This window comes from Roseibium denhamense (genome assembly GCF_009711415.1).
Taxonomy (GTDB): domain Bacteria; phylum Pseudomonadota; class Alphaproteobacteria; order Rhizobiales; family Stappiaceae; genus Roseibium; species Roseibium denhamense.
Genome location: NZ_SMLZ01000110.1, coordinates 73,876 through 99,544 on the forward strand (window position 1 = coordinate 73,876; position 25,669 = coordinate 99,544).

Consider the following 25,669-nt stretch of genomic DNA (forward strand, 5'->3'; position numbering starts at 1 on the left):
CTGATTTGAAGCGCCTGAAAGACCGGCTATCGGCTGCGACCCCGTCCGGCTTTCCTGCTTCACCTAGTCTCCTTTAATAGGAAATCTCAATCGGTTCATCCCCTTGTGAAAACCTTGGCATGACACCCAGCATTGGCGCGGCGCGGCGGATGATAGCCCCTGTGACCGGGGCGGTGTTGAGACCCGCGGTCGCGCCGATACCCTCGCGCTCCGGCTTCGGCTCATCGATCACCACCAAAACCACATACCTCGGGTCGTCCATCGGGAAAGCCGACAGGAACGAGTTCCGGCGTTTGTTGCTGACATATTTTCCGTTTTCGATCTTCTCGGCGGTGCCGGTTTTTCCGCCAACCGTATAGCCGGGCACATCCGCGCGCTTACCGGAGCCTGACAGGACATTGAGCCGGAACAGGTAGCGCATCACACGGCTGACTTCAGGCGAAATAACTTGTTTTTCAAGCGCTTCCACCTCCTCCTGGGTCCGGGGCTGGAAGGTCGGCGGCAGCAGCTTTCCGCCATTGACCAATGCGGCCGCAGCAACAGCTGTCTGCATCGGTGTAACCGAGATCCCGTGGCCGAACGAGATGGTCATTGCGGCGAGCTCATTCCATTTGGGCGGTAGAAGCGGTGCTGCGTTTTCCGGGAGTTCGGTCTTCAGGCGCTTGGTCAGATGCAGGCGTTCCATGAACTCCTGCTGACGCGCGACACCGGTCGCGAGCATCATCTTTGCCGTCCCGATATTGGACGAATAGATAAAGATTTCCGGCACGGACAGGATGCGATTTTTCCCGTGGAAATCTGAAATCGTCCGCCCGCCGGCGCGAATGGGCCGCGTTGCATCAAAGCTGTCATTGATCGACACAGCACCGGAATCAAGCGCCATTGCCGTCGTGAAGGTCTTGAACACGGACCCCATTTCGAACACACCGCCTGTCGCCCGGTTCAAACGGTCTTTCTCCAGAGCCTGGGCGCGGTCATTGGGGTCGTAGTCCGGCAAGGAGGACATGGCCACCACTTCGCCGGTCTTGGCATCAAGCACAATGCCAGCTGCCGCAATGGCGCGGTAGCGTTCCATCGCCTTGACCAGTTCATCCCGCACGACATGCTGCACCCGAAGGTCGACTGACAGGCGGACCGGCTCCATCGACCGGTCAGACGCAAATCCGAGGGATTGCAAGTCTGACAACCAGGAATCGTCAATAAATTTTTCAATCCCCGCCAGGCCCTGGTTGTCGACATTTACCGAGCCGACAATATGACCGGCCGTCGGACCGCCTGGATAAAACCGCTGGCTTTCTGACAGGAAGCCGACGCCCGGCAAACCGAGATTGTGGATCGTTTCCGCCTGTTTCGGAGTGATCTCGCGTTGCAGCCACACAAAGCCCGCGCCGCTGGACAATCTCCGGCGGACGATATCTTCGTTCAGGTCCGGCAACACCCGGATCAGTCCCTCGACCGCTTCATCGACGTCGAGAATGCGCCGTGGCTCCGCATAAAGGGAGGCGGTCTTGATGTCTGTGGCCAGAATTTCACCATTCCGGTCGATCAGATCAGGCCGCGAGGCGGCAATAGCGTCCTGCGCGGAGATCCAGGCATTTGCAGGCGCCACATCCATCTGCGCCAGGTGAACGAGCCGCCCGGCAATTGCCAGGTAGACACAGGCGAATGCCAGCATCGCAACATAAACGCGCGATTTCACGGCACTGGACGATACGGAGCCCTGGACAGAGCGTGGCTGACTGCGTCTGACCTGGAGGAAGCTTGCCGGTTCGCTGATCATTGTCATCGCTCGCGCCTCACTGGACCATTGCCGATGAGCCGGCGTAACCGCCAAGCGGCTCGGCTCCGCCAATGGGTTCAAGCATCACCGGGCGGGACGGCAGGTCGTCCAGTGTCACGATCTGTTTTGGCTCGAGAGCTTCAAGCTGGAGGTAGTCATTGTACCGCTCAACCAGGTTCTGCAGACGCTCCGGCTTGTTCAACAGGCTCCACTCGGCCTTCAGGTGGCGGATCGCATCGCGCTCTTCTTCGATCTGCCGCTGCAGATCAGCAACCCGCTCCGCCGATTTTTCCGCGGCGAGCTTCATGTCGTAAACGGTGGCCGCGCCGATCACGACCGCAAGAATGAATAATATGTTCAGTGTCCGAACCATATTCAGCCCCCAAGCCCATGATACGCCGCCAGTTTCGGAACACCGGCTGCATGAATATCCAAATCGCGTGCCGGCGCATCTGTTCTGCGCCCAGCCCTCAGTTTTGCAGACCGCGCCCGCGGGTTCGCGCCGGTCTCTTCAGAGCGCGCTTCCACCGCCTTGCGGGTCAGGTTTTCAAAAGTTGCCGGGGGAACATCTTCCTCCGGCATGTGGCGGGACCCGCCGCCCCGTGTCCGCGTCCTGTCCTGAAAGAACCGCTTGACGATCCGGTCTTCCAGCGAATGGAACGAGACAAGCACGAGCCGCCCGCCCGGCTTCAAGATCCGCTCAGCACCCGCCAGTGCTTTGGCAGCCTGATGCAACTCGCCGTTCACATAGATACGCAAGGCCTGAAAGGTGCGGGTTGCAGGATGGATCTGCGCCTTTTTCGGCGACCGCCCCAGCACTTTTTCGATCAGGTTCGCCAGCTCGACAGTCCGGCTGAACGGCTTTTCTTGTCGCGCCTTATCGATGGCATGTGCAACCGACGTGGCGCGTTTTTCCTCACCTAACAGCCCGATGATGCGAATGAGGTCCCGGACCGGCAAATTGTTCACCACGTCCGCCGCAGACGGGCCGGATTGCTCCATACGCATGTCGAGCGGGCCGTCCCGCAAAAACGAAAACCCGCGCTCAGCCTGGTCAAGCTGCATGGAAGACACGCCGAGATCGAGCACGACGCCATCAACACCGTCGAAACCGCTGGCACGGGCATGCGTTTCAAGGTCCGCGAACTGCCCCGGCACCAGGATGAGATCGCCTTGCGCCTTCTGGACAAGGTCCTGGCCGCCGGCAATCGCATCCGGATCCCGGTCGATGCCGACAACCTTCGCGCCCTTGCCAAGAAGGGCGGTGGAATAACCACCTGCCCCGAAAGTTCCATCCACGATGACTTCACCCGGCTTGGGATCAAGCCACTGAAGGACTTCTTCCAGGAGAACCGGCACGTGACGCTCTGGTCCGCCAGCCTCAAGACCGGATGCCTTGCTGCCGAGCGCCATCATGCCGGCCCTCCTTGAGAAGACGCCGGCCCAAGGGCCGACAACATCGCAAGCGCGCGCTTTTGGGCCTCTGCGCGATACTCGCGATATTTCTGCGGCTCCCAGATCTGGAATTTGTAGTCGAGGCCGACAAAGGTGACCTGGTCGCTCAGACCGGTTTGCTCGCGGATCATGTCGGAAATGGTCATCCTGCCATCTCCATCAACTTTGAGGATCTCGCTGTCGCCGAAAAGGGCTGCAGCCAGCATGTCGTGATCGGACGTGAGCTTCGCAAATTTTTCCGTCTGCGTCTTGATTTCGGCGAGCAGCTGATTGCCGCCGGCATCAACCGCCGGATTGTGGGTCGAGTTGAAACAATAGAGCCCTTCAAAACCATCTCTCGCCAATACCGCACGAAAGGGCGCCGGGATCGACACGCGACCCTTGGCATCCAGCCGGTTGGTAAAGTGAGAAACAAAGCCGGCCATACGTCCCCTTCAAACGGGTCCCCACCCGTTCAGATCCCCAATGCACCCGGAACGAAAGACGGCTCGCAGACTTCGAGACTTGCATTTTGCAAGAAGGGCGCCCCTACGCACCTCTTCGCGGCAGTCCCGCGCCCGACAGAAATGGGCCCGCGCTCCCCGTTCTGGGTAAACATGGGATATCATGGGAATTCATGGGCGGTCAATGGAATCTGCTGGATTCCGGCTCGATTTGATCGCACACGACCCCATCGGCTGACATTAGCTCCAACATGCTTAACGAAGCCTTGACTCAACTGAAGAATCGGATTCGCAGATTTACGGAGGTTTTACCAATTGCCCTCGCCGGACCCGGCAAAAGCTGCCTATCTGCAAAGACTTGTGGAGAAAAAAGAACGCCGTGCGGAGGCACGGCGTTCCCTTGGCTAAAGGACTTGGTCCAGGTGGCGTTGCGTCCGGCTACATCAGCAAATCAGCATTGCCCAGCGCCTGAAGCTGCTCCGCAATGCCGCCGCTGTCGGTCACGACAGGGTTCCAGCTCGCCGCGGTCAGATTTGCAATCGAGAGATCCTCGGCTTGCAGCCCCTCGAGCAGATAGCTGTGGCCGCCGTTGTTCTGAACCGTAATCAAAAGATCCGAGCCGGTTTCCTGCACAAGAACGTCAGACGCCGACAGGCTGCCAAAGTTGAGAATGTCTTCCGACGGATCGAAATTCTGAACCGCGAAAGCGCGGCCCCAATCCCAGGTGACCTGAACGGTCTCCGCCCCGTCGCCAAGAATGATATCATCGGAGGTGACCGGCGGTGTAACCGGTTCCTCAGGTGTATCGGGCATGTCAGGTGTATCGGGCGTATCTGGCACAGCTCCGACACCTTCCCTGACCTGATGGCCATCGGTCGTTGCCCCTGGAGGGGCTTCCGGTGTCAAAAGAGCCTCGCGGGACACCAGCGACACATCGTTCTGGTCGATGCCGAAAGCAGCTTCCAGATTGTCTTCCATCACCTGGTCAAAGTGGAACTCGAGATTACCCGGGATCAGATCCGACTTGCTGACACCTGGAAAGGTGAAGCTTTGGCCAGATGGCAGCGAGCTGATCACCATGCCATCCGGTGTGTCTTCAACGTTCAGCCGTTCACGGGTGCCGAAGTACAAAAAGCTGATTTTCTGGGTGGCCGGGTCGAAGCCGTTCACCACCTCGCCTTGCCCATACTCGTGCGACCGGATGTAGACCGTGTCTGCGTCCCGCGGACCAATTCCCTTTTCCCAGGACAAGATCCCCCCGAGATCCTGGCGAAGGTGTTCGTTCCCGACAACGCCGAAATTCTCGATGGACAATTCGGAAAGCTGAACGCCCTGCAGGATCTGCATATCCGGACCCCATGGGTTGTCGATAACCGGCTCCCCATTCGGCGTCATGGTGAGGATCAGCCCGTGGACGGAGGCATTGCCAAAGTCGATTTCGTCCCCGGCCGGATTGAAGCCGACAATATCGTCCGCCCCGAAATCCGCTGGCCATTTGACACCGCCAAGATCACTCGGGCCGGCCGGAACAGGCGTATTGGACCCATCGGTGTCATAGACGACATCAAATCCGTCAGTGACCGGCGTAATGATCGCTTCGCCCAATAGAGTGGCGACTTCGTTCAGCGCGCTTTCTTCGGCCACCATGAAATTGTTCATGGAAAGGTCAGACGCTTCGATACCAACCAAGACGGTTTCGCTAGCAATCCCGCCGGTCGGTGTCAGCACCTGGACCGTGAGCCCGGCAGCGATATCGGCAATGGTTTCCGGATAGTCGGCGAAGTTCAAACGTTCGGCGATGACACCGGCTTCCAGATGCAGCATGTCGGTGGCCGGATCAAAATCCGTGATTACCCGTGACGGGCTATCCGGCGTGATCATGATCATTTGCGGCATGTCCGGCATGTCCGGAGTATCGGGCTCATCCGGCGTCTCTGGAGTCCCAACATCTCCCGAACCGACCTGACTGAGTATCTCTTGTCCGGTTTGAACGCTTTGGATCGTGAAGTTGGAAGGTGACAAGTCGCTCAAACTAACGCCTTGAAGGGTCATGGTCTGGTTGTTGGACGCCATGGTGAAAACGACGCTGCCATTCACCTCAGCCACATCGATCGCGTCCGGTCCGAACCAGTCGATAAAAATCGTGTCGTTCGCAGGATCGAAATCTGCGATCACCTGATTGGTGCCCCAAGCCCATGTGATCACGGCCGTGGCGGTTGCTGCGGTGACATTCGCCGTGCCGTTCCAACTGTCAGGTGCTGGCGCCGGTGTGCCGGGCGTATCCGGCACATCCGGTTCATCTGGCGTGTCCGGCACATCCGGTTCATCGGGCGTATCAGGCTGATCCGGAGTATCAGGAACATCAGGTGTGTCAGGTGTGTCAGGTGTGTCAGGTGTGTCGGTTCCGCCGATGAGACCAAACACCTTGGCCGCTGTCCCGGTGTCGAGAATGGAGAAGTTGGCCTCACTGAGCTGGGAAAGCTGGATTCCCGACAAGGTTGTCGTCTGGTTGTTGGACGGCACCGCGAAAACAACACCATTGGCCGTCTGGCTGATCTGCAAGTCCGCAGCACCGATCCAGTCTATGAAAATCGTGTCGCTGGAAGGATCGAAGCCGGAAATGACTTCATCCTGCCCCCAGGACCACGTGATCACCACATCCGCGTCCGTTTCGCCAACACCGGCATCGCCATTTCCGGGGTCATTCGGTCCAGGTGTTGAGGGTGAATCGCCATCGGGTGTTCCAAGCCCCTCGTCACCGGTCAAACGGTCCTCGTAAAAGGCGATCAGCTCACCGACCGATGGCGCGGCAAAGCCGCCGAACTGGTCAATATACTGGAGAATGGAGGTTCCATATTCATCGGTGCTGACCGCTCCGCTTTGCAGAAGTGATGCCGTACCCCAGGCCCCCCGCAAATGAGCTGCTGCAAGTATACCGGTGAGCGTAAGCTCGACCGTCACCGTCTGGCCGTTCTGAGTATAACTTGCGGTCTGACCGATGTAGTCACTCAGGGACTGGCCGCTGTTGCTGAGCTGGTTTTCGATTACCTGCAGATTATAGCCAAAGGCTTCCTGGATCGCGACATCCTGAGCTGCCTTGGTCGTGAAATCGGAGAAGGAATTGACACCGTTTTTGCCGGTCCATGTTCCGTCCCAGGTATTGGTGGCGGCACCGTTTCCGTAAAACTGGTCGTCATCATAATAACCAAGATCGATGAGGAGCGCTTCACCGAACTGAAATCCCACAAATCCAAGCGAATTCATGGACTGGTAGGCCATTGCCTCCCACTCAGCATCGGTTAATTGCGACCAGCTCGAATATTGCGGAAACCGGTCTTGCACCGGGCCTCCAGCCCATTGATCCAGCTGCCAGTCCTGAATGACACCGGCATTATACCGGTCGCGATCCCAACCCGACTCGAACGCCAATAGCGCCGACAGAAAGTCTTCGAAAGTTCCTTCCATGGGAAACCTGCCTTGTTGATGTAAATACATCAGCAAAATAGGCAGCAAATTACGTCACCACATGGACAATTCATTAATTGTTCATGGTCATATCATGACATTCCAGCCACATTTACACCAAATTTTATGAAAAATATTTTCAAAAAAATATATATAAAACTTGAGACCTGCTATTCTTCCCGGAGCGATCTCATTTTCTTTAAAAAGCCAGCCGGCCTGTAAGCCGGGTTCTGTATGGCCCGCAAAAATCCGAAGATCAAAAGCGGACGCGACAGCCATTCATCTTGGACGCCTGTTGCCAGACGCCTCACGCAACCAACCCGGACAACTGGCCTGGAAACCGGCCTGGGCACGAGGCCCGCGCTGTCCCTATTCGGTTTTGCTCCCGGTGGGGTTTACCATGCCGCCCCTGTTGCCAGGTGCGCGGTGGGCTCTTACCCCACCCTTTCACCCTTACTCCGGACCAGGTCCGGGGCGGTTTGCTTTCTGTGGCACTTTCCCTAAGGTCGCCCTCGCCGGGAGTTACCCGGCACCGTGTTTCCGTGGAGCCCGGACTTTCCTCCCCCGCGGCCTTTCGGCGCTAGCGGCAGCGGCTGTCCGGCCGACTGGCCCGCGTGGCTTATGCGGCTTTGGGGGCAAGGTCAAGCAAAGCGATTGGCGGCAAACGTGTTTTACAAGGGTCACGATGCCTTCAGCAGCCTGTACGCGAACCGGGGCGCCAGACGATGGAGTGTGTAAAGGAAAGCAACACGCCCAAGCCTGATCTCCGTCTCTCCTTTGCCAAGCCCTTTGACGATCTGCCGTGCAGCCTCTTTCACCGGGAGAGCTTTCAGATCCCGGCCGGCCGCCATCCGGGTTCGCAGCAGATCCGGAACAATTTCGCTCACAGTTATCCCGGTTCCTTCCAACTGATAGCTCAGCGCTCTTGTGAAGATGGACAAGCCCGCCTTTGTCGCGCAATAGATCGGCGCCGACCGCTTTGGGACCCGCGCAAGTGCTGAAGTGACAAACGCAACTTGAGGGCTTGCGGATTGTTTCAAGAGCGGAAGCAACTCCAGCGTCAGTTCGATTGGCGCAAGAAGGTTCACGGCCAGTTCCGTTTCAACCTGCTCCAGCAGCCCCCCTTGTTGCTGGAAGTCGTGGGGAAGCTGGATGGCCGCATTGTGGATCAGAAGATCAAGCGGCCGCTGCCCGGCATAAACCGCATCCACAAGTGCCCGCCGGCCCGCGGGGCAGGCAAGGTCCGCGCAAATGGGCACCACATTTTGGTGCGGACCGCACATTTCCTGCAAGGCCGTTTCCGTCCGCCCGCAAATGACTACACGGTGCCCCTGCCCCGCATATGCTTTGGTCAGTTCTTTCCCAAGGCCAATCGCGCCTACGGTAATCAAGATGGTCTTGCTGTCCTGCATGTTCCGCCTCCGTTTTGCGATGGAGGCTTGGGTAGGCCGGCAGCGCGGCAGGCGCATTAACCCGGGTTAAGAAACAGCCCGGCGGGCGCGGATCCGGGACAAGGCAACCGGGGTGATCCCGAGATAGGACGCAATATGGTACTGCGGGAGCCGATGTGCGATGCCGGCATAATCGTCCAGGAACGCCTCATACCGCTCCAGAGCAGATTGTAGCAAAAACGAGGCCTCCCGGCGCTCCTTGCTGAGGGCCAGATCCGTGATGAAACGGCTGATCAGCCGTTCCCAGCTATGCAACCTGTGCCTCATGGTCCGGACAACATGAAGCGGTACGGCCACGCAAACCGTATCTTCCAGGGCCTGAATGAAAAACGGCATGGGCTCATCCTGCAAGAATGTGGAGAGGCTTGTCGCAACGCCGCCGCCTGCCAGGAAATTCTTGTTGAATTCCTGCCCCGCGGGCGTGAGGTAGTAATACCTGACAAGACCGGACGAAATGAAAAAGAGATCATCCGGAACATCACCGGCCTGCAAGAGTGTCTCCCCCGCGGCGAACCGCACAACACGCGCCTCGAAGCGAAGGGTCTCAAACACCTCCTGATCCAGGTCTGCTGCTTGACTCAGCCATGCCTCGAATCCCGCCATAATTGCGTTGTCGGCCGCTGTCTCGGCAGGTGCCTCTGCTTCCTTCATGTCCTGCCTCCTGGCGCCAGCACACCGTGTGCAGATGACAAACACACCAGCCATGATCTGCACAAGCCTCAAGGTGGCCAATCCCGGTCCAAGGACCCATGCCGCGATTGCCCCCGCTTCGTTCACCCGCACTCACGGTCATCCGGTCACGGACTGGCCACGGAAATACACGAAATCGAGAGCTTTTCAAAAAACGGCAAAATTCAGCCATTTCTGGATCAGATTTTATTTTTGACTTTTGAGTACAAAATATCCAAGTTGGGGTCAGCGCAACACCGCGTCAGCGTTCAAACACCTCAAGGAAAGCACAATGACCGACTTTACAATCCACACACTGGAAAGCGCCCCGGAAGGCGGCGCCGAGCTTCTTGAAAAGTCCCAGAAAGCCTTCGGCCGCATCCCCGGTCTGCATGCCGTCATGTCCGAGTCCCCGCAATTGCTGGACGGGTATCAGCGTCTACATCAGCTCTTCCAGGAAACAAGCCTGACCACCGTTGAGCAAAACGTTGTCTGGCTGGTAATCAACGTGGAACATGAGTGCCATTACTGTGTCCCTGCCCACACCGGCATCGCACATATGCAAAAAGTGCCTGAAGATGTCATTGAAGCGCTGCGCAACAACACACCCTTGGCCGACCCGAAGCTGGAAGCTCTGCGCGAATTCACGCTCAAAGTTGTCCGTCAGCGTGGCTACGTGTCGGACGAAGAGGTTCAAACCTTCCTCGATGCCGGCTTTACCAAGCGCAATGTGCTCGACATCATTCTCGGCCTCGCCCAGAAAGTCATGTCGAACTATGTTAATCACATTGCCGAAACGCCGGTCGACAAGGTCTTTCACAAGTTTGCGTGGACCCCGCCGGCCCGTGCCGCGGCTGAGTAACCCTTACGGATCGCAGCCCGTTTGCGCGGGCTGCGCCCCCACATTATCTGGATTGAAGCGCCATGGCAGGACGGCCGCGCAAATTTGATGAAGACAAGGCCCTGGACGCCTTCATGGATGTGTTCTGGACCAAGGGCTATGCTGCGACATCCGTCGACGATCTCCAGGATGCGATTGGGATCAAGCGGGGCAGCTTCTATTCGACGTTTGAAAGCAAGGATGCCGTCTTCTCGTCTGTCCTGGATCGTTATGTCCAAAGACGCACGCTAAAAGGACTGGATCTGCTCGATGACCCGGCGGGTCCCAGAAAGGGCCTTGCGCGTTTCTTGCGCCACATCGGCAATAGGATGGCCGAAGACACCCGGCGCGGCTGCCTGATTTTTTCCAACGTGTCAGAACGGTCTCTGGACGGTACGCCGCAAGGAGATCAACTGGCGGAGCTCAACGCGCTCATCGCCGGCCGTATTCAGGAGAAGGTTGATCTCGCCCTCAAAGGGCTGGCGGAGAGCGACACCGGTTCCGCAGAACAGCTCAGCGCTTTTGTCATGACAACACTCTTTGGCCTGAACGGCATGGCCCGCACCGGCGCCGATCCAAAGGACATTCGCGCTGCTGCAGAACTCGCCGCTCAAACCGTCGAGGCGAATGCGTAAACGGCGTTATTGCGCCGTCCACCCGCCATCGACCGGTAATGATATCCCGGTGATGTTATGCGCCAGCGGACTGCAAAGCCACAGGACCGCCTCCCCAATTTCCGAAGAATCAGACGTGCGTTGCGTTGGCTGCTTCTCCGAAAGCAGGCTGGCAACCGCCTTGTCACGATCTCCGCCGAACTGCTGCGCGCGTGCATTGATTTGCGGCTGGATCAACTCGGTTTCCGTCCACCCCGGACAAACGCAATTGATGGTCACACCGCCGGAATGCTTGCTGCCGGCCGTGGCATATTCAAGGGCCGCAACCTTGGACAACCCGACCAGACCATGCTTCGCAGCCACGTAAGGGCCTTTGTTGATCGAGGCGACAAGGCCGTGGACCGAGGCAATGTTGACGACGCGCCCAAATCCACGCGCGGCCATCGCCGGCAGGGCCTTCTGCATGGTATGAAATGCACTGGAGAGGTTGACGGCGATAATCGCGTCCCAGGTCGCGGCAGGCATGTCTTCAAACGAGGCTGTGTGCTGAATGCCGGCATTATTGACCAGAATGTCGAGCGGGCCCCATGCCTCAACAGCATGCATCAGTTTTGCAATTGCATCGGGGTCCCTCAAGTCGCCGTCAAAGAAACGCGCTTCTGGGGCACCTGCGGCCTCCAGTTCAGAAACGGCCTTTTCGCAAGCCGCCTGATCGGCGAGGCCATGAACCGCAATCCGGCACCCGGCTTCAGCCAGTTTCCTGGCGACCGCCAAACCGATCCCCTGCACAGAGCCGGTCACGAGTGCGGTGCGGCCCTTCAATTGGTTTTGTGTCATCATCTTCCTCCCAGATTTGGCACGCGCTTAAGCGATGGCCGGGCGCTGCAGCCACCCGAATTTGAAGTTCGGCTCATGTGCCCCGCTTGCTCTAACCGAATTTCAGTTCCACCAAACGGAGCTGCGAGACCATGAGGCACGGTGCGTAGTACTACGGCATCGCACAAATTTCATTTTCCTGTCACGTGGTTAAAGCTAACGTCCTCATCACATTACGAAATCAGGTGCTTTGCATGAAACAGGCAATTAAGGCGGATGCTGCCGCCGACCTCATTCCCGACGGTGCGTCTCTCCTTATTGGCGGGTTCATGGGGGTCGGGTCCCCGCACCGGTTGATCGACGCGCTGGTGGCACGCGAAGCCAGAGACCTGACGGTCATTGCAAACGACACGGCCATGCCGGGAACCGGGATCGGGAAACTGATCACGTCGGGATGCGTCTCGAAGGTCATTGCCTCGCATATCGGCCTGAACCCCGAAACCCAGCAGAAAATGATTTCCGGCGAGATCGATGTGGATCTTGTCCCGCAGGGCACACTCGTTGAGCGGATCCGGGCGGCCGGGGTCGGCCTTGGCGGCATCCTGACCCCGACAGGGATCGGAACCCTGGTGGAGGAAGGCAAGCAGAGCATCACGGTTGATGGCAAGGACTACCTTCTGGAAACCCCATTGGCCGGGGATTTTGCGCTGATTGCCGCCCATCAGGCGGACTATGTTGGAAATCTTGAATACTCACTCACGGCCCACAACTTCAATCCGATCATGGCCATGGCCGGAAAAACCGTGATCGCCGAACCTCACACGATCGTGCCCGTCGGCGTGATTTCGCCCGACAGCGTCAAGACACCGGGCATCCTAATCGATCATCTTCTGGAGAGGGCTCACTGATGGACGCCAAGGAAATCATAGCGCGCCGGGTCGCTCAGGAGATCCAACCCGAAACACTCGTCAATCTCGGCATCGGTCTTCCCTCCATGGTGGCCAATTTCCTGCCCAAGGATGTGCATGTGTTCTTTCAGGCAGAAAACGGCGTGATTGGGCTGGGAGCACGTCCACCGGAAGGCATGGAAGATCCGGATCTGACCGATGCGGGCGGCGGCTTTGTCACTGCCGTCCCCGGTGCCGCGTCCATCGATAGCGCCATGAGCTTTGGCCTGATCCGTGGCGGGCACCTTGATACCACCGTCTTGGGCGGTCTTCAGATCGATGAGCGCGGATACCTTGCCAACTGGATGATCCCGGGAAAGATGGTGCCCGGCATGGGCGGCGCCATGGATCTTGTCGCAGGCGCCAAACAGGTGATTGTGTCCATGGTGCACACTGCGAAGGGGAAACCGAAGATCCTTCATGAATGCAATTTACCGCTGACAGCCCAGCGCCGGGTCAGCCTGATCGTCACAGAGATGGCCGTGATTGAACCTGTCGAAGACGGCCTGCTTTTAAAGGAAACCGGGCCCGGCGTCACTGTCGACGATGTCATCTCGGCAACCGAAGCCAATCTGATCATTCGCGGCGAAGTCCCGTCCATGCAGCTTTAGCAACCGGACCAATTGAGTAGTTTCTGAAACCGCCTAACCGAGCCGGTTAGAGCCAGACCGGGCGTCGTCCAGACAAACGGAAAGCGCCGCGACGCCTGCCGCAACCTGATCCTGTGTGGCATCGGCAAATCCGATAATCAATCCGGACCGGCGGCCGCCACCGATATAGCAATTGCTGAGCGGCGAGACGGAAAATCCCCTCGCCTGCATGGCTTTTGCCAAAGCCACATCATCAACGGTGTCCTGGAATTTCGCCGTGACCTGCACATTTCCCGTCGGCATGTCCACGTCGATCTGATTTCCGAGCCGCTTGCGCAAAGTCCCCACAAGGTAGCGCCCCCGCTCTTCATAAATCTGGCGGATGTGCTTGAGGTGTTTTTGATAAAGACCGCTGTCAATAAACTGGGCCAAGGCCGCCTGCGTCTGAACATTTGCCGCACAGCCGAAGTTCCGGACCATTTGCGACATGGATTCAATCAGGCTGGTGGGCAGGACACAAAAGGCGATCCGCAGTCCCGGCATCAGGCTCTTTGCGAAGGTGCCCATGTAAACGATCCGTTCCGCCTCCGCCAAACCATGCAGCGCGGCGACCGGCCGGCCGACGAAAAGAAATTCACTGTCATAGTCATCCTCCAGAATGATTGCGCCTGAGACCCGTGCCGCCTCTATCAGGGCAAGGCGCCGTGCCAGCGGCATCCGCATTCCAAGGGGATAATTATGGGACGGGGTGACGTAGATCATCTTCGGCGTTTTTGTGCCCGGCGGCACCGCCGCCGGATCTGCCCCCTCACCATCGGTTGGCAGCGGGACCATTTTCAGACCGGCACCATGAAACGCCGTGCGGGCACCGATGTAACCGGGCTCCTCGATCCAGACGGTATCGCCGGGATCCGCCAGCCCTTGGGCAAGAAGTGTAAGAATAGCCTGCATCGATGCGGTGATCAGGATTTGCTCCGGGTCGGCCTGAACGCCCCGTTCAAGCAAGAGATGCCGGGCCAGTTCGGCTTTCAGCGCGGGAAGTCCGGTGTAATTCCGGTACTGCAAGTTATGTGACCGCACGGACCTTGCGGCACGCCGCAAGACACGCGCCCAGTCGTCGAACGGAAAAGTGTCGAGAGCAGGTGCCCCTGGCTGCAAGGCACCGTCACTATGGCGCCCTCCCCATCCGGGCCCGCGCATGTCCGCGGCCATGAGCGCCCCTCGTGATGAAAGCTCGGGCCGCGCACGTGTTCCGGAGGCCGCGTCTATCGCGGTTTCCAGTCTTAGTTCTTCCATCACAACGGGGACAGCGCCGCTGCGGGACCGGATTATTCCCTCTGTCTGCAGGAGCTCATAGGCCGTGTTCACGGTATTCCGGCCAACGGACAGACCGGCCGCAAGGCGCCGGCTCGATGGCAGGCGGGTGCCTGCCTGCAGATGCCCGGACCGCACCGCATCCCTAATGCCGCGATAAATCTGCTCAGACAGTGCAACGCCGCTGTCCCGGTCCAGAGTCAAAATGCCATCCGGCAAAACAGGTTCTATCATTTTTGAAAATCCTGATCTTCTTTAGAACCAGAATAAAGGTGAAATGGCGCGGAACAAGAAAAAACGTCGAGGACATCTCATGAGCGCCCACCACAAGAAAATCACGGCCGGCCGGCCCGCTTACGCAAAAATCCGGCAGATGAACCGGGGTGGTTACGACCGCGCAATCGCCAATCAAATCCTGGACAAAGGCCTCATCGCCCATTGCGGCTTCATCCATGACGGCCAGCCGATGGTGATCCCCATGGCATATGCCCGGGTTGACGACGTGCTGTACATTCATGGGGCAAGCACAACGCGGATCATCAAGGCGAATGTGGATGGTGTTCCGGCATCCTTGACGGTGACGCTGGTCGATGGCCTTGTCGTCGCCCGGTCCGCCTTTCATCACTCCATGAATTACCGCTGCGCGATCGTTCACGGAACGGCCAGCAAGGTGACCAGCGAAGACGAAGAGACCATGGCCCTTGCCGCGATCACGGATCATCTGTTGCCCGGCCGGTGGGACGAATGCCGCGCCATGATGCCGAAAGAGCTCAAGGCGACCGGTGTCCTGCGCCTTACAATGGATTATGTGAGCACGAAAGTGAGAACCGGCGGGCCGGTGGATGACAAAGAGGACCTAGGATCGAATGTCTGGGCGGGCGTTGTTCCAGTCACCACAGCACTTGGACAGCCTTTGGCGGCAGCTGATGTTCCAGACACCAGTCCGGTTCCAGCATCGATACCGTCTGCGGCCCGTAAATTTGCCTAAAACATTGACCAAATAGCAAAACACCCCGCCGCGGATCCGCGGCGGGGTGTTGGTATGCAGGATCCGGCAGCCGCATCAAAGCAACGTTGCGGCCATAACAGCACCTCAGCTGGAGGCGAGGATCCGCTTAACCTTGGTGCAGTAGCGGCGGCTGATCGGGTTCATCCGCTTTGCATAGTGGCCTGCATTGTAGCGCAGGATCGTGCCGCACAAGTCGCCATTGGCCCGCTCATGGGCACCGGCAAGGTACTTCATGCCCCATTCCAGGTTCGTCTCCGGGCGGTAGAGCGCTTTTGTAGAGCCACGGTAGCCCATGCCACGCGCCGTGGCGGGCTTGATTTGCATGAGCCCGACTTCACCAGCCCGACCGCGGGCTTTCGCATTGAAGTTACTTTCCACTTCCACGACCGCTTTCGCGATCTTGATCGGAACGCCGTGCTTGCGCGCAGCTTTGCGGATCAGGGTCGCATATTTGTCTTTACGGGGATCGCCGGTTTTGACGTCGGCTTCAGCAGACTGCGACATGGCGCCCAGCAGGCCCGGCCCCGACTTGGCGATCTCCATGTGCGTTTTAATATCGGCAGCTGCAGGGTATGTGCCGAAAGTTACAAGGCAGGCGAAAAGACAAAGCGCCCGAGTGATGGTGTTGAATGACCGTAACAAGTGTCCAGCCCTTTTTGGTTTTGTTGAGGTTTCGAAAAAGCGAAGGGAGAAATGACCGCAAGATGGGACGAAATTGGGCGCTTTCCCATCACGAATTATTTCAAATTATATCGAAAATTTACTGCAAAAATCGGCAGAACATTGCGATTTTTGCAGAATACGACTGAATGATGGCAAAGTGTGGCCTGAAACACGGCTGAGGTCGGCCGCAATCAGGAAGCGGGCTAAAACTGTTGCCGCTGCTCAAACGCTGCTCCCCTCAAAAGCCCACGCGTTGCGGATCAATCATCAACCCGCATGCAAGCCCCCGTGAAACTGCGGATGAAAATTGCTCCGAGGACTTTGGCGTCAAGAACCAGGTGGGTCGTCATTTTCAGGAAGGCTATTTTGGGTAGGCGAAAATAGAACGCCGCCTTGGGCGGGGCACATTTCGCCGGATTTTCTGCCTAGCCAACGCCAAATGATCAAACACTCTAACTTGCCCCGGATTCCGGGCTGAAGACAGGCATGCTATTTAACAGCGCATAAAGCGTGTCGATGGTCGACTGATCGGCAATCCCGTCGACGCGCTCCGGCCGGAAATGACGTTGAAAAGCAGTCACGACCAAGCGGGTCCGTTTGTCGTAGTCCCCGGTGATCTCGATATCGTAGCCATACAGCGCCAACATCGATTGCACGGCCTCAACCGGCTGACCGGTCTCGCCTTCCTGCATCATCACACTGCTTCCGGAAATGGGGATCGGCAGGACAAAATGCCCGATACCGGCCTTGGCCAGGCGGTCCCAAGGAAACAACTCTCCAGGGTCTTCCTTCCGGTCGGGCGCAATGTCGGAGTGTGCCAAGACCATCCAGGGCTCAATGGCGTGGCGCGCGCAGACATCCTTCAACAAGGCGATGACCGCCTCGATCTGAACATCCGGAAACGCGCGGTAGCCGAATTCATGTCCGGGGTTGACGATTTCGATCCCAATGGAACGCGAGTTGATGTCGCTTTCGCCTTTCCAAAAGCTGCGTCCAGCATGCCAAGCGCGTCGCGCTTCAGGAACACACTGAAGAATGCTGCCGTCTTCCTCGATAAGGTAATGGGCCGATACTTCCGATCTCGGGTCGCACAGCCGCTGAAGCGCATCCCGCCCGGTTTCCATACCGGTGTAATGGACGATGACCATATCGATCGGCGCCCCGGATGCCCGCTGACCGTGATTGGGAGACGGGTGGACCTTTGCCTTGATCCCGGTATCAGTTGCAACGCTCATAGGCCGCGCTCCGCACAAATCTGCGCCCAGGCCGTGTTCAAAGCCGCAAGCCGGTCATTGGCAATGCGCACAAACTCTTCAGGCACGCCCCGCGCGATCATCCGGTCCGGGTGCGTTTCCATCACCTCCCGCCGGTAATGCGTCTTCAATTCGCTGTCGCTGGCATCGGGCCCGATGCCAAGCACTTCATAGGGGTTGCCATCATTGCGCACATGTCTTGCCAGCACCTTGGAAAACTCTCGTTCATCCAGTCCAAATACTTCCGCAACATGGGAAAGGTAGCTTATTTCGTTCTCGTGAACGATGCCGTCAGCTTTGGCAATGTGAAAAAGCCCGTCTAGAATGTCCAATAGGGTCTTGCGGTCATAGGGAAAAAGATCCGCCAATTTCTTCGCATAGACCTCATAACCGGCCACATCTTCCTGCGCGAGGCTGAACAGCCGCGCGACATTGCGCTCCTCGGCTTCAGGAACTTCGAACAAATCGCGGAATGCCAGCACTTCGTCGGCCGTTACCACACCATCGGCTTTGGCCATTTTTGCCGAAAGCGCGATCATGGCGACCGTAAAGCCGACCGTGTTTGTTCCCTCCGGCCGTGCGAGCACCAACTGGACGAGACGGTCAACAATCTGAGCCCCGCCGGCCCCGATTGCGCCGACAATACTGCCAATGCTGCTCCAGACGCTCACATTTTCGCTCCAGGTGGAAAAACAGGCATTTTCTTTTCAAATGAAAATGCGCCCCGACGAATCCGGCTTCCAAGTCATATCTGGACCGTAAGCATTTGGCCAGACAGGCGCGTAGCTGGACCATCCATGGAGCTGAACCCAGATCACGTTTAGACAAGACATCGGCACATTTACGCAGCGGCAGACTGCGATTCATGATGGCGAAAGGAATTCGGCTTAGAATTTAAAGACATATGTGTCCGAATTGGTGTCCGGCTGAATGGCTGTCCCTCTGGTCAGAAGCAACATTGCCGTCTTTTTGTTCTCCATGTCGCTGGTTCTACTCCTGGCGGCAGGGGTCTTTGCGAGCAATAGGCTGTTGACCCATTGGCTGCTGATTGGAAGCCTGGAACAAACATATTCAGACAAGCAATCCCGGATAAGCGCACTACTGGAACCCAGTGTGGCAAACACTGATGAGTTGCTGACAGGGTTAAGATTTACCGACGCGTCCAGTGCAACACCGTCCGGACTGTCCGACACGGACAGAAGTGCCATTTCGAGTGTCTTGATTGATCATAAGGATGCGGCGCCACCGAAAAGGCTCTTTTCTTTAACAAGAGGCCCGCAGGAACTGGCCGAAGCGGGCAATGTCATCAAGGCATGGCGGACTGAAAGACTTCTGCGCGCATCTTCAACGGAGAAGCTGGTTTCGCGGGCACTTCAAAGCGGACCCGGAACCTATGCAATCGCCGATATGACATGGTTTGGCAGGTTTGGCACAAACAGTTTGATCGTCTTTAATCCCGAAACTGACGCAAAACCGGTTCTGATCGCTCTCGTGGATCAAAGCCGGACGTTAAGCAGCCTCAGGCCCCTTGCGACAACGCTCAGCTTCGTCATCGGCGCATTGTGTATTGCCTCTTTCCTGTTTGCCGGGCTTCTCCTCTGGCTGCGTCTGCATGATCAGGTTCAAACCAACCGGAACATTCAATATCTCGCCCACCACGACACGTTAACGGGACTGCCGAACCGGGCCGTCTTCAATGCCAGGTTGACCGAATCCTTGCGGCTGGCACAGGCAAAGGCGTCCAACATTGGCGTCATGCTCATTGATGTCGACAAGTTCAAGGAGATCAACGACACCCACGGCCATGGCATTGGCGACGTCTTCCTCCAAATTGTGGCGGAACGGCTCAAGGCGGTCTTTTCCCACCATCTGGTCGCACGGCTGTCCGGCGATGAGTTTGCGGTGATGATGACATCGCTGTCCGATCCGGGACGCATGACCAAGCTTGCCACCGACATGATCAATGCGACGGAAATTCCCTGCAAGATCGAGGGAAAGGACATCAAGATATCGCTCTCGATCGGGCTTGCACGGGCAACGGACGGCTCATGGCGGGCCTCCCGCCTGTTGCACTGCGCGGATCTTGCGCTTTACCGGGCCAAGCACAGCGGACGGTCAACTTTCTCCTGGTACACCCCCGAACTTGATGCGGATGCACAAAAGCGGAAAGAGATCGAACTCGGACTGGAAAAGGCTCTCAAGTACGATCAACTAAAACTGCTCTATCAACCTCAGTATTCTTTGAAAGACGGCGTTCTGAAGGGCTATGAAGCCCTAATCCGCTGGGAGCACCCCACGCGGGGCATTATCAGGCCCGATGTCTTTATTCCAATCGCGGAAGATACCGGCATGATCCAGGAGATCGGCACCTGGGTCCTCAACCATGCCTGCCGGGAAGCAGCCATGTGGTCCGACACCGCCCGCCGCGTGGCGGTCAATATGTCCCCTGCGCAATTCGTTGCCGGGGAAACCCAGAACCGCGTCGCCCAGGCCCTTCACGCGTCCGGGCTGCATCCGAGCCGCCTGGAAATCGAGATTACCGAAAGCCTTCTGATATCCAACACGGATGCCGTGATCGAAACGCTCCAGCAGATTCGCAGCATGGGTGTCTCAATTGCCATGGACGACTTCGGCACCGGATATTCGTCCCTCAGCTATCTGAGCCTGTTCCCGTTCGACAAGATCAAGATCGATAAGGCCTTTATTCACAATCTCGGCAAGGATCCAAGCACCGACGCGATCGTGACCTCCATCATTGGCCTTGGGCGCTCCCTGGACGTGACCATTACCGCGGAAGGCGTGGAAACCGAAAACCAGGTTGTCCTCCTGCGCGCCGCCGGATGCGATCTTGTTCAAGGCTACCTTTATGGCAAACCGGACTCCGTTGACGTTCACGAGACAGCGGAGCCGGAAATGGCTGCCCGGCACGAAGCCCGCAAGGTCAGCCGCAAGCTCACCATGCATCCGGCCATGCGGGCCGAAGCCTAGCGCGCCTTTACCTCAACCGGAAAAAGTCGTTGTTGAACCGCGGCCGTTACTCGACCGCGTCTTGAGCGGCCTGCGCCGCGGCCATGCTCTTTAACCGGTCCGATTTGCGTTCTGAATAGCGGTCAACCAGATAATCCGACCGGCCCCGCACCAACAGCGTGAACTTCATGAGTTCTTCCATCACATCCACGACACGGTCATAGAGGGGTGATGGCTTCATACGGCCGTCTTCATCAAATTCCGTATAGGCTTTCGGCACAGAAGACTGGTTTGGGATCGTCACCATGCGCATCCACCGTCCAAGAACACGCATCTGATTTAGAGCGTTGAACGACTGCGATCCGCCTGAAACCTGCATCAAGGCCAGTGCCTTGCCCTGGGTTGGCCGGATTGCTCCGACGCTAAGCGGAATCCAGTCGATCTGGCTCTTCATGACGCCTGTCATGGCTCCGTGGCGTTCCGGGGAACACCAGACCTGAGCTTCTGACCAAGCAGAGAGGTCACGCAGTTCAGCGACTTTTGGGTGCGAGATATCGGCATCGTCCGGTAGCGGAAGTCCGGATGGGTCGTAAACTCGGGTGTCAGCCCCGAATGCGCGCAACAGTCGTTCGGCCTCCAGCGTCAGGTACCTGCTGTAGGACCGCTCCCGCAAGGACCCGTAAAGGAGAAGAATACGCGGCGGATGGCTTATCCCGTCAGGGGCAAGCAGGGTTTCCGTTGAGATGGGCGCCAGATCTTCGCCAGAGACATTTCGAAGGTCACTTGCAAGCGTATCGATCTTGGTCATTTGGTTCCCGCGGGCGTGACTGTTTCACCGTCTTCTTTCGTGAAGGCGCCTATATCGACGGAAAGCAGATCCATGACCCTCTCCGATGGACGGCACAGGCGAACGCCTTTGTCAGAGACGACAATCGGGCGGTTGATAAGGATTGGATGCTCCATCATGAAGTCGATCAGCTGGTCATCGGTCCATTTCGGATCGTCCAGGCCAAGCTCGTCGAAAGGCGTCCCCTTTTGCCGCAACAGTTCCCGGACCGGGATCGCCATCTGGCCGATCAGCTCAACGAGTTTTGCGCGGCTGGGCGGGGTTTTCAAATATTCGATGATGACCGGCTCTTCGCCAGAGGTCCGGATCATTTCCAATGTGTTGCGGGAGGTTCCGCAGTTCGGGTTGTGGTAGATCGTGATGCTCATGAGAGTGTCCCGTCAGCGCCCTTCAGGCTGTGAAAAATCATCGATAGGAAAACAGCAAACCGCCGGATTGTTGCCGCAGCAATCCTCCATCAGGAAAGTCAGCAACTGCCGCATCTGGCCATAATCGACCGCATAGATAATCTGACGCCCGGCGCGCCTAGTCTTGAACAGCCCCGCCCGCTCAAGCGATGCCAGATGAAACGACATCCGAGTTGGCTGAATATCCAGCTTCTGGGCGATCTCGCCTGACGGCAAACCGCCCTCCCCGGCCGCCATCAAGAGCCGGAACGCAGCCAGTCTGTCAGTTTGGGCCAATGCACCCAGAGCGGTTACAGCATGTTCAGTTTCCATATTTCGATACTACAAGAATTTTTGGATAATAAAAGTGAAAAATATTCAAGCTGGCAGGCTTACCGGACCGCAAGCTGCGCAACAGATGTCTTCGGCGTATCATGTAAAGGCTGTGTGGCTGTTAACCGCGATGGCTCGCCCCACGCAGGACCCGACTGGAAAAACTCACATGGCAGCTGCGGCGCGCGCTGCCTGATCGTAGTTGCCGGAAACGAGACGCAGGGTCGCGGCAAGCCGGGAAAGTTCCTTTTCGTCCAGCCCGAGCGCTTTCATTGGTTCAACCAACAGGGCTTCACGAAGCCGGCGGTACTCCATGCAGGCACTTTCGCCTTCCGGCGTAATTTCGGCTGTCTTTTCCTTGCCCCGGCGCCCGGAAGAGATGAGCCCGGACTTTTCAAGTTTTTTCAACGCATAGGTCACCGTATGCGTGTCTTCGATGTTCAACACGAGACAGATGTCCGAGAGCGTTTTGGCACGTCCGCGATGGTTCACCGAGTGAAGGACGAGAACGTCGAGAGGACCAAGGCCCTCAGAACCGCTGGCGGCCATGCACCGAACCATCCAGCGGTGGTAGGCGTTGACCATCATGGTCACGGCAAACTCGATTTCAGACAAGGCCGGCATGGCGCCGGACGCAAGATGAGCGGCCGAAACCACAGGACCAATTTGGGCATCAGCATTGGGTTTCGGCCGCTCAGTCATCGATGGATCTCACTTGTTGTTCGGAACTGACCTTTTAATTGCTCAACATCGTCTCAGGCAACCACAGCGCCAGTCCCGGAAATGCGACAAGCAATACCAGAGCGACAACCATCAACAAGAAGAACGGTAAGGCCATGCGCGCAACGGAGAAGATGTTGCGCCCCGTCATTCCCTGAATAACAAACAGGTTGAAGCCGACTGGAGGTGTAATCTGGCTCATCTCTACGACAAGAACGATGAAAATACCAAACCAGATCAGATCGAGGCCCGCCTGCTCCACCATCGGCAGGATCACGGACGTGGTCAGAACCACAACAGAAATCCCATCCAGAAAACAGCCAAGGACAATGAAGAAAATGGTCAGCGCAAGCAGGAGCACATAAGGCGACATATCCATTCCGCCGATCCAGGAGGCCAGCTCCCGGGGGATGCCCGTGTAGCCCATTGCGACGGTCAGGAACGCTGCGCCTGCAAGAATGAACGCAATCATGCAGGATGTACGTGTCGCGCCCAGAAGACCATCCGCAAAACTTTTGCGGGTCAAGGTCCCGGACGCCCAGGACAACAAAAGCGCCAGGACAACACCGATTGCCGCAGCTTCCGTTGGCGAGGCAAGGCCGGCATAGATCGAGCCGATGACGCCGATAATCAGACCAATTACCGGGAAGAGACGCCGCGTTACTTTGATCTGCGTCCAGAGCGGAATTTTGTCTTCCTTGGCGGGCATCTTGTCCCGGTTCAGCATCGCCCAAACTGCGACATATCCCATGAACAAAAGGCACAACATCGCGCCGGGCAGCACACCAGCCATGAAGAGCCGGGCAATCGACTGCTCTGTGGCTGCGCCGTAAACGATCAGAATGATCGAGGGCGGGATAAGCAAGCCAAGCGTCGCGGACCCGGCCAGGGTGCCGATCGCCAGTTTCTCGTCATAGCCGCGGCTTCTAAGTTCAGGCAACGACATCCGGCCAACCGTTGCCGCCGTTGCGGCGGAAGAGCCGGACACAGCCGCAAAGATACCGCAGCCGAGGATGTTCACGTGCAAAAGCCGGCCCGGAAGATTGCGCATCCAGGGCGACAATCCGGCAAACATGTCTTCTGACAATCGGGACCGGAACAGGATCTCGCCCATCCAGATAAACATCGGCAAAGCCGTGAGGTCCCAGTGGTGGGATGCGCCCCAGACCGTGGTCGCCATGACCGGCCCGGCGGGAACGGAGACCAGCAGCATCATCGTGGCAAGAGCCACGGCGAACAGCGCAACCGCGACCCATATGCCCGTGGCGAGCGCGGCCAGCATGCCCAATCCGAGCAGGAAGGAAAGAAGAGAAAAATCCATTATTCGCTTCCTTCGATCGGGTCGTCGCGAACGACAGTTTCAAAGCTTGGCGCCTTGCCGCGCAAGGCGGTTACAAGGTCATCCAGCAACGCAATGGCAAGAACGATCAGCCCAAGGGTCATGACCGCTTGCGGGTACATCAGCGGGACTGGAATGATACCGAAGGAAACTTCGTTGAAGCGGTAGCTGTCCAGCACAAGGGCGACAGCGTGCCACGAAAAGAAGCTTGCCAGACCGAACGCAACCGCAAGGCACCAGATGTTCAGAACCCGGCCAATGGCAGGGCTGACGGTCTGCAACAGGATGGACACCCGGATATGATCCCCTTGGCGCAGCGTACCGGCCAGCGCCAGGAAGGAGGCTCCGACCAGGAAGAAGCCTGCGATCTCGGCAAGCGACGGGATCAGGAGACCCCATGGGTCCAGGCCGGCCAGGCTACGGGCTCCGTCCAGCAGCCGTCCCATGACCTGCAACGTGACCAGCAGTGCAATCGTTACAAGACAGAACGCAGCCAGCACGGTTGCAGCCTTGTACAAAGCATTCAATGCATTTCGCATCCGCTCCCCCCAAGGTTTTAAGCAGCAGATATAAAAACGCCGGGCAATGATTTGCCCGGCGCTCAAGGAAGATTTTAGTTTGTGTAGGTTTTCAGGATTTCGATCCCGGCGTCACCCGCAGCTTCCGTCCACTCGGCGGACATGGTCTCACCGATCGCGGACAGGTCGCGGAAGAGATCGACACTCGGTTGCACAACCGTGATGCCGTTTTCAATCAGGATATCGGTTTTGGCCTTGGTCTCGGCTTTGGATGCTTCCCAGCCGCGTGTTTCCGCATCTGCGGCTGCTTCCAGAACAGCTGACTGTTCAGCTTCTGAAAGGCCGTCAAAGGCTGACTTGTTCACGATCACCATGTTCTTCGGCAGCCAGGCCTGGGTGTCATGATAATGTGAAAGGAAGTCCCATGCCTTGGAGTTTGCACCGGTGGAGGGCGAAGTGATCATCGCTTCGACGCGGCCGGTCGAGAAAGCGGTCGGAATGTCCGGCACTTCCACCTGGGTCGGGACAGCCCCAGCAAGCTGCGCCATCCGCTCCGTTGCGGCATTATACGCGCGGAACTTCAGACCCTGCAGATCGGCGCCGCTGTTGATTTCCTTCTTGGCGTAGATGCCCTGCGGTGGCCACGGCACGGTGTAGAGAAGCTGGAGCCCCTGTTCGCCGAGCTTTTCTTCAAGGGCCGGCTTGGACGCTTGATAGAGCTTCCAGGCCTGATCATAGGACGGGGCAAGGAACGGAACGGAATCGACGCCAAAAACGGCATCTTCGTTGGACAGGCGGGAAACCAGGACTTCGCCGATCGGCGCAAGGCCCTTACGGACAGAGTTCTTGATCTCAGGGTGCTTGAACAACGAACCGGCTGAATGGATTTGAATGGTCAAGGACCCATCGGTCTTCGCTGCGACGTCGTCAGCGAATTGCGAAATGTTCTGGGTGTGGAAGTTCGTGTCGCCGTAAGGGGTCGGCATGTCCCACTTTGTTTCGGCGGACGCAGCCGTGAACCCGGCAAGGCTGACAGCAGCAGCGGTGGCAAGACGAAGCCCGGCCTTAGCGAATGTACGTGATTGCAGCATGATCTTCTCCTCTTGGAAGCGGGAGTATCCCGTCGGCATGCCCATGCCCGGCGCCTTCTACGGACGCACTCGAGCCTGTGCATCTAATCAGCGTAGACTCGAAATTTGAAAACATCAAC

Annotated in this window: 25 protein-coding genes and 1 other RNA gene; 6 read left to right on the forward strand and 20 right to left on the reverse strand. The window is 57.7% G+C overall.

Annotated features, from left to right (window positions below):
* Positions 1-73: 73 nt before the first annotated feature.
* The 8 genes from E1180_RS13690 to E1180_RS13725 form a co-directional block, all read right to left on the reverse strand.
* The gene (locus E1180_RS13690; RefSeq protein WP_155191781.1) at positions 74-1,786 is read right to left on the reverse strand and encodes a peptidoglycan D,D-transpeptidase FtsI family protein; all 1,713 of its coding nucleotides are present in this window, start codon (positions 1,784-1,786) and stop codon (positions 74-76) included.
* 10 nt (positions 1,787-1,796) lie between these two features.
* Entirely contained in the window at positions 1,797-2,153 is a 357-nt protein-coding gene (gene ftsL, locus E1180_RS13695) for a cell division protein FtsL (protein WP_155191782.1), read from the reverse strand.
* A gap of 2 nt (positions 2,154-2,155) precedes the next feature.
* Positions 2,156-3,196 carry a 16S rRNA (cytosine(1402)-N(4))-methyltransferase RsmH gene (gene rsmH, locus E1180_RS13700; RefSeq protein ID WP_155191783.1) on the reverse strand — a complete coding sequence of 347 codons (1,041 nt, stop codon included), beginning with the start codon at positions 3,194-3,196 and terminating at the stop codon, positions 2,156-2,158.
* Entirely contained in the window at positions 3,193-3,660 is a 468-nt protein-coding gene (locus tag E1180_RS13705) for a division/cell wall cluster transcriptional repressor MraZ (RefSeq protein WP_155191784.1), read from the reverse strand. Before E1180_RS13705 ends, rsmH begins: the two co-directional genes overlap by 4 nt.
* Before the next feature lie 456 nt (positions 3,661-4,116).
* Positions 4,117-7,143, reverse strand: a complete 3,027-nt coding sequence (locus tag E1180_RS13710) for a hypothetical protein (RefSeq protein ID WP_155191785.1) — start codon at positions 7,141-7,143, stop codon at positions 4,117-4,119.
* 203 nt (positions 7,144-7,346) lie between these two features.
* Positions 7,347-7,752, reverse strand: an RNA gene (gene rnpB, locus E1180_RS13715) — RNase P RNA component class A.
* A 71-nt stretch (positions 7,753-7,823) separates the two neighbouring features.
* The gene (locus E1180_RS13720; RefSeq protein ID WP_196220593.1) at positions 7,824-8,555 is read right to left on the reverse strand and encodes an SDR family NAD(P)-dependent oxidoreductase; all 732 of its coding nucleotides are present in this window, start codon (positions 8,553-8,555) and stop codon (positions 7,824-7,826) included.
* A gap of 66 nt (positions 8,556-8,621) precedes the next feature.
* Entirely contained in the window at positions 8,622-9,245 is a 624-nt protein-coding gene (locus E1180_RS13725) for a Crp/Fnr family transcriptional regulator (protein ID WP_196220594.1), read from the reverse strand.
* A 310-nt stretch (positions 9,246-9,555) separates the two neighbouring features.
* Here E1180_RS13725 and E1180_RS13730 point away from each other — a divergent pair, with 310 nt between their 5' ends.
* Both E1180_RS13730 and E1180_RS13735 read left to right on the forward strand, forming a co-directional pair.
* On the forward strand, positions 9,556-10,125 hold the full coding sequence (locus tag E1180_RS13730) for a carboxymuconolactone decarboxylase family protein (protein WP_155191788.1): 570 nt from the start codon (positions 9,556-9,558) through the stop codon (positions 10,123-10,125).
* A 62-nt stretch (positions 10,126-10,187) separates the two neighbouring features.
* Complete coding sequence (locus tag E1180_RS13735; protein WP_155191789.1) at positions 10,188-10,778, forward strand: TetR/AcrR family transcriptional regulator; 591 nt, start codon at positions 10,188-10,190, stop codon at positions 10,776-10,778.
* A 6-nt stretch (positions 10,779-10,784) separates the two neighbouring features.
* Here the strand turns inward: E1180_RS13735 and E1180_RS13740 are convergent, their stop codons facing one another.
* Positions 10,785-11,597, reverse strand: coding sequence for a 3-hydroxybutyrate dehydrogenase (locus tag E1180_RS13740; protein WP_280115251.1), 813 nt, complete (start codon positions 11,595-11,597; stop codon positions 10,785-10,787).
* A 230-nt stretch (positions 11,598-11,827) separates the two neighbouring features.
* On the opposite strand from E1180_RS13740, the gene E1180_RS13745 reads away from it, so the two are divergent.
* Together E1180_RS13745 and E1180_RS13750 are read left to right on the forward strand one after the other, a co-directional pair.
* Positions 11,828-12,481, forward strand: coding sequence for a CoA transferase subunit A (locus tag E1180_RS13745; RefSeq protein WP_155191790.1), 654 nt, complete (start codon positions 11,828-11,830; stop codon positions 12,479-12,481).
* A complete protein-coding gene (locus E1180_RS13750) occupies positions 12,481-13,131 on the forward strand; it encodes a 3-oxoacid CoA-transferase subunit B (RefSeq protein WP_155191791.1) in 651 nt (216 codons plus the stop codon). Before E1180_RS13745 ends, E1180_RS13750 begins: the two co-directional genes overlap by 1 nt.
* A gap of 33 nt (positions 13,132-13,164) precedes the next feature.
* Here E1180_RS13750 and pdxR read toward each other — a convergent pair whose 3' ends face one another.
* Entirely contained in the window at positions 13,165-14,658 is a 1,494-nt protein-coding gene (gene pdxR / locus E1180_RS13755; protein WP_155191792.1) for a MocR-like pyridoxine biosynthesis transcription factor PdxR, read from the reverse strand.
* A gap of 79 nt (positions 14,659-14,737) precedes the next feature.
* On the opposite strand from pdxR, the gene E1180_RS13760 reads away from it, so the two are divergent.
* On the forward strand, positions 14,738-15,412 hold the full coding sequence (locus E1180_RS13760; RefSeq protein WP_155191793.1) for a pyridoxamine 5'-phosphate oxidase family protein: 675 nt from the start codon (positions 14,738-14,740) through the stop codon (positions 15,410-15,412).
* A gap of 105 nt (positions 15,413-15,517) precedes the next feature.
* Here E1180_RS13760 and E1180_RS13765 read toward each other — a convergent pair whose 3' ends face one another.
* From E1180_RS13765 to E1180_RS13775, 3 genes are all read right to left on the reverse strand, one after another.
* Positions 15,518-15,976 carry a lytic transglycosylase domain-containing protein gene (locus tag E1180_RS13765; RefSeq protein WP_155191794.1) on the reverse strand — a complete coding sequence of 153 codons (459 nt, stop codon included), beginning with the start codon at positions 15,974-15,976 and terminating at the stop codon, positions 15,518-15,520.
* 572 nt (positions 15,977-16,548) lie between these two features.
* On the reverse strand, positions 16,549-17,331 hold the full coding sequence (locus tag E1180_RS13770) for an N-acetylmuramoyl-L-alanine amidase (protein ID WP_155191795.1): 783 nt from the start codon (positions 17,329-17,331) through the stop codon (positions 16,549-16,551).
* Positions 17,328-18,020, reverse strand: a complete 693-nt coding sequence (locus E1180_RS13775; RefSeq protein ID WP_283404376.1) for a J domain-containing protein — start codon at positions 18,018-18,020, stop codon at positions 17,328-17,330. The genes E1180_RS13770 and E1180_RS13775 overlap by 4 nt, the downstream gene beginning before the upstream one ends.
* 259 nt (positions 18,021-18,279) lie before the next feature.
* Between E1180_RS13775 and E1180_RS13780 the strand changes: the two genes are divergently transcribed.
* A complete protein-coding gene (locus E1180_RS13780; RefSeq protein WP_208997135.1) occupies positions 18,280-20,337 on the forward strand; it encodes a putative bifunctional diguanylate cyclase/phosphodiesterase in 2,058 nt (685 codons plus the stop codon).
* Positions 20,338-20,383: 46 nt separating this feature from the next.
* Here E1180_RS13780 and arsH read toward each other — a convergent pair whose 3' ends face one another.
* From arsH to E1180_RS13815, 7 genes are all read right to left on the reverse strand, one after another.
* Positions 20,384-21,124: an arsenical resistance protein ArsH gene (gene arsH, locus E1180_RS13785; RefSeq protein WP_155191796.1), complete on the reverse strand. Its 741-nt coding sequence runs from the start codon at positions 21,122-21,124 to the stop codon at positions 20,384-20,386.
* Positions 21,121-21,531 carry an arsenate reductase (glutaredoxin) gene (arsC, locus tag E1180_RS13790; RefSeq protein WP_155191797.1) on the reverse strand — a complete coding sequence of 137 codons (411 nt, stop codon included), beginning with the start codon at positions 21,529-21,531 and terminating at the stop codon, positions 21,121-21,123. The genes arsH and arsC overlap by 4 nt, the downstream gene beginning before the upstream one ends.
* Positions 21,532-21,543: 12 nt before the next feature.
* The gene (locus E1180_RS13795) at positions 21,544-21,882 is read right to left on the reverse strand and encodes an ArsR/SmtB family transcription factor (protein WP_155191798.1); all 339 of its coding nucleotides are present in this window, start codon (positions 21,880-21,882) and stop codon (positions 21,544-21,546) included.
* Between the two features lie 165 nt (positions 21,883-22,047).
* Complete coding sequence (locus E1180_RS13800) at positions 22,048-22,584, reverse strand: winged helix DNA-binding protein (protein ID WP_155191799.1); 537 nt, start codon at positions 22,582-22,584, stop codon at positions 22,048-22,050.
* Between the two features lie 34 nt (positions 22,585-22,618).
* The gene (locus E1180_RS13805) at positions 22,619-23,923 is read right to left on the reverse strand and encodes a TRAP transporter large permease (RefSeq protein WP_155191800.1); all 1,305 of its coding nucleotides are present in this window, start codon (positions 23,921-23,923) and stop codon (positions 22,619-22,621) included.
* On the reverse strand, positions 23,923-24,480 hold the full coding sequence (locus E1180_RS13810; RefSeq protein WP_155191801.1) for a TRAP transporter small permease: 558 nt from the start codon (positions 24,478-24,480) through the stop codon (positions 23,923-23,925). Before E1180_RS13810 ends, E1180_RS13805 begins: the two co-directional genes overlap by 1 nt.
* Before the next feature lie 74 nt (positions 24,481-24,554).
* On the reverse strand, positions 24,555-25,550 hold the full coding sequence (locus E1180_RS13815; RefSeq protein ID WP_155191802.1) for a TRAP transporter substrate-binding protein: 996 nt from the start codon (positions 25,548-25,550) through the stop codon (positions 24,555-24,557).
* Between the last annotated feature and the right edge of the window lie 119 nt (positions 25,551-25,669).

What these genes read in the sequence shown, in the direction of transcription:
- E1180_RS13805 (WP_155191800.1), bottom strand. Translation starts at nt 23,923, where the DNA reads ATGGATTTTTCTCTTCTTTCCTTCCTGCTCGGATTGGGCATGCTGGCC.
- E1180_RS13725 (WP_196220594.1), bottom strand. Translation starts at nt 9,245, where the DNA reads ATGAAGGAAGCAGAGGCACCTGCCGAGACAGCGGCCGACAACGCAATT.
- rsmH (WP_155191783.1), bottom strand. Translation starts at nt 3,196, where the DNA reads ATGATGGCGCTCGGCAGCAAGGCATCCGGTCTTGAGGCTGGCGGACCA.
- pdxR (WP_155191792.1), bottom strand. Translation starts at nt 14,658, where the DNA reads ATGATAGAACCTGTTTTGCCGGATGGCATTTTGACTCTGGACCGGGAC.
- E1180_RS13765 (WP_155191794.1), bottom strand. Translation starts at nt 15,976, where the DNA reads ATGGAGATCGCCAAGTCGGGGCCGGGCCTGCTGGGCGCCATGTCGCAG.
- E1180_RS13705 (WP_155191784.1), bottom strand. Translation starts at nt 3,660, where the DNA reads ATGGCCGGCTTTGTTTCTCACTTTACCAACCGGCTGGATGCCAAGGGT.
- E1180_RS13800 (WP_155191799.1), bottom strand. Translation starts at nt 22,584, where the DNA reads ATGACTGAGCGGCCGAAACCCAATGCTGATGCCCAAATTGGTCCTGTG.
- E1180_RS13710 (WP_155191785.1), bottom strand. Translation starts at nt 7,143, where the DNA reads ATGGAAGGAACTTTCGAAGACTTTCTGTCGGCGCTATTGGCGTTCGAG.
- arsC (WP_155191797.1), bottom strand. Translation starts at nt 21,531, where the DNA reads ATGAGCATCACGATCTACCACAACCCGAACTGCGGAACCTCCCGCAAC.
- E1180_RS13770 (WP_155191795.1), bottom strand. Translation starts at nt 17,331, where the DNA reads ATGAGCGTTGCAACTGATACCGGGATCAAGGCAAAGGTCCACCCGTCT.
- E1180_RS13795 (WP_155191798.1), bottom strand. Translation starts at nt 21,882, where the DNA reads ATGGAAACTGAACATGCTGTAACCGCTCTGGGTGCATTGGCCCAAACT.
- arsH (WP_155191796.1), bottom strand. Translation starts at nt 21,124, where the DNA reads ATGACCAAGATCGATACGCTTGCAAGTGACCTTCGAAATGTCTCTGGC.
- E1180_RS13720 (WP_196220593.1), bottom strand. Translation starts at nt 8,555, where the DNA reads ATGCAGGACAGCAAGACCATCTTGATTACCGTAGGCGCGATTGGCCTT.
- E1180_RS13750 (WP_155191791.1), top strand. Translation starts at nt 12,481, where the DNA reads ATGGACGCCAAGGAAATCATAGCGCGCCGGGTCGCTCAGGAGATCCAA.
- ftsL (WP_155191782.1), bottom strand. Translation starts at nt 2,153, where the DNA reads ATGGTTCGGACACTGAACATATTATTCATTCTTGCGGTCGTGATCGGC.
- E1180_RS13740 (WP_280115251.1), bottom strand. Translation starts at nt 11,597, where the DNA reads ATGATGACACAAAACCAATTGAAGGGCCGCACCGCACTCGTGACCGGC.
- E1180_RS13730 (WP_155191788.1), top strand. Translation starts at nt 9,556, where the DNA reads ATGACCGACTTTACAATCCACACACTGGAAAGCGCCCCGGAAGGCGGC.
- E1180_RS13815 (WP_155191802.1), bottom strand. Translation starts at nt 25,550, where the DNA reads ATGCTGCAATCACGTACATTCGCTAAGGCCGGGCTTCGTCTTGCCACC.
- E1180_RS13780 (WP_208997135.1), top strand. Translation starts at nt 18,280, where the DNA reads ATGGCTGTCCCTCTGGTCAGAAGCAACATTGCCGTCTTTTTGTTCTCC.
- E1180_RS13760 (WP_155191793.1), top strand. Translation starts at nt 14,738, where the DNA reads ATGAGCGCCCACCACAAGAAAATCACGGCCGGCCGGCCCGCTTACGCA.
- E1180_RS13690 (WP_155191781.1), bottom strand. Translation starts at nt 1,786, where the DNA reads ATGACAATGATCAGCGAACCGGCAAGCTTCCTCCAGGTCAGACGCAGT.
- E1180_RS13745 (WP_155191790.1), top strand. Translation starts at nt 11,828, where the DNA reads ATGAAACAGGCAATTAAGGCGGATGCTGCCGCCGACCTCATTCCCGAC.
- E1180_RS13810 (WP_155191801.1), bottom strand. Translation starts at nt 24,480, where the DNA reads ATGCGAAATGCATTGAATGCTTTGTACAAGGCTGCAACCGTGCTGGCT.
- E1180_RS13735 (WP_155191789.1), top strand. Translation starts at nt 10,188, where the DNA reads ATGGCAGGACGGCCGCGCAAATTTGATGAAGACAAGGCCCTGGACGCC.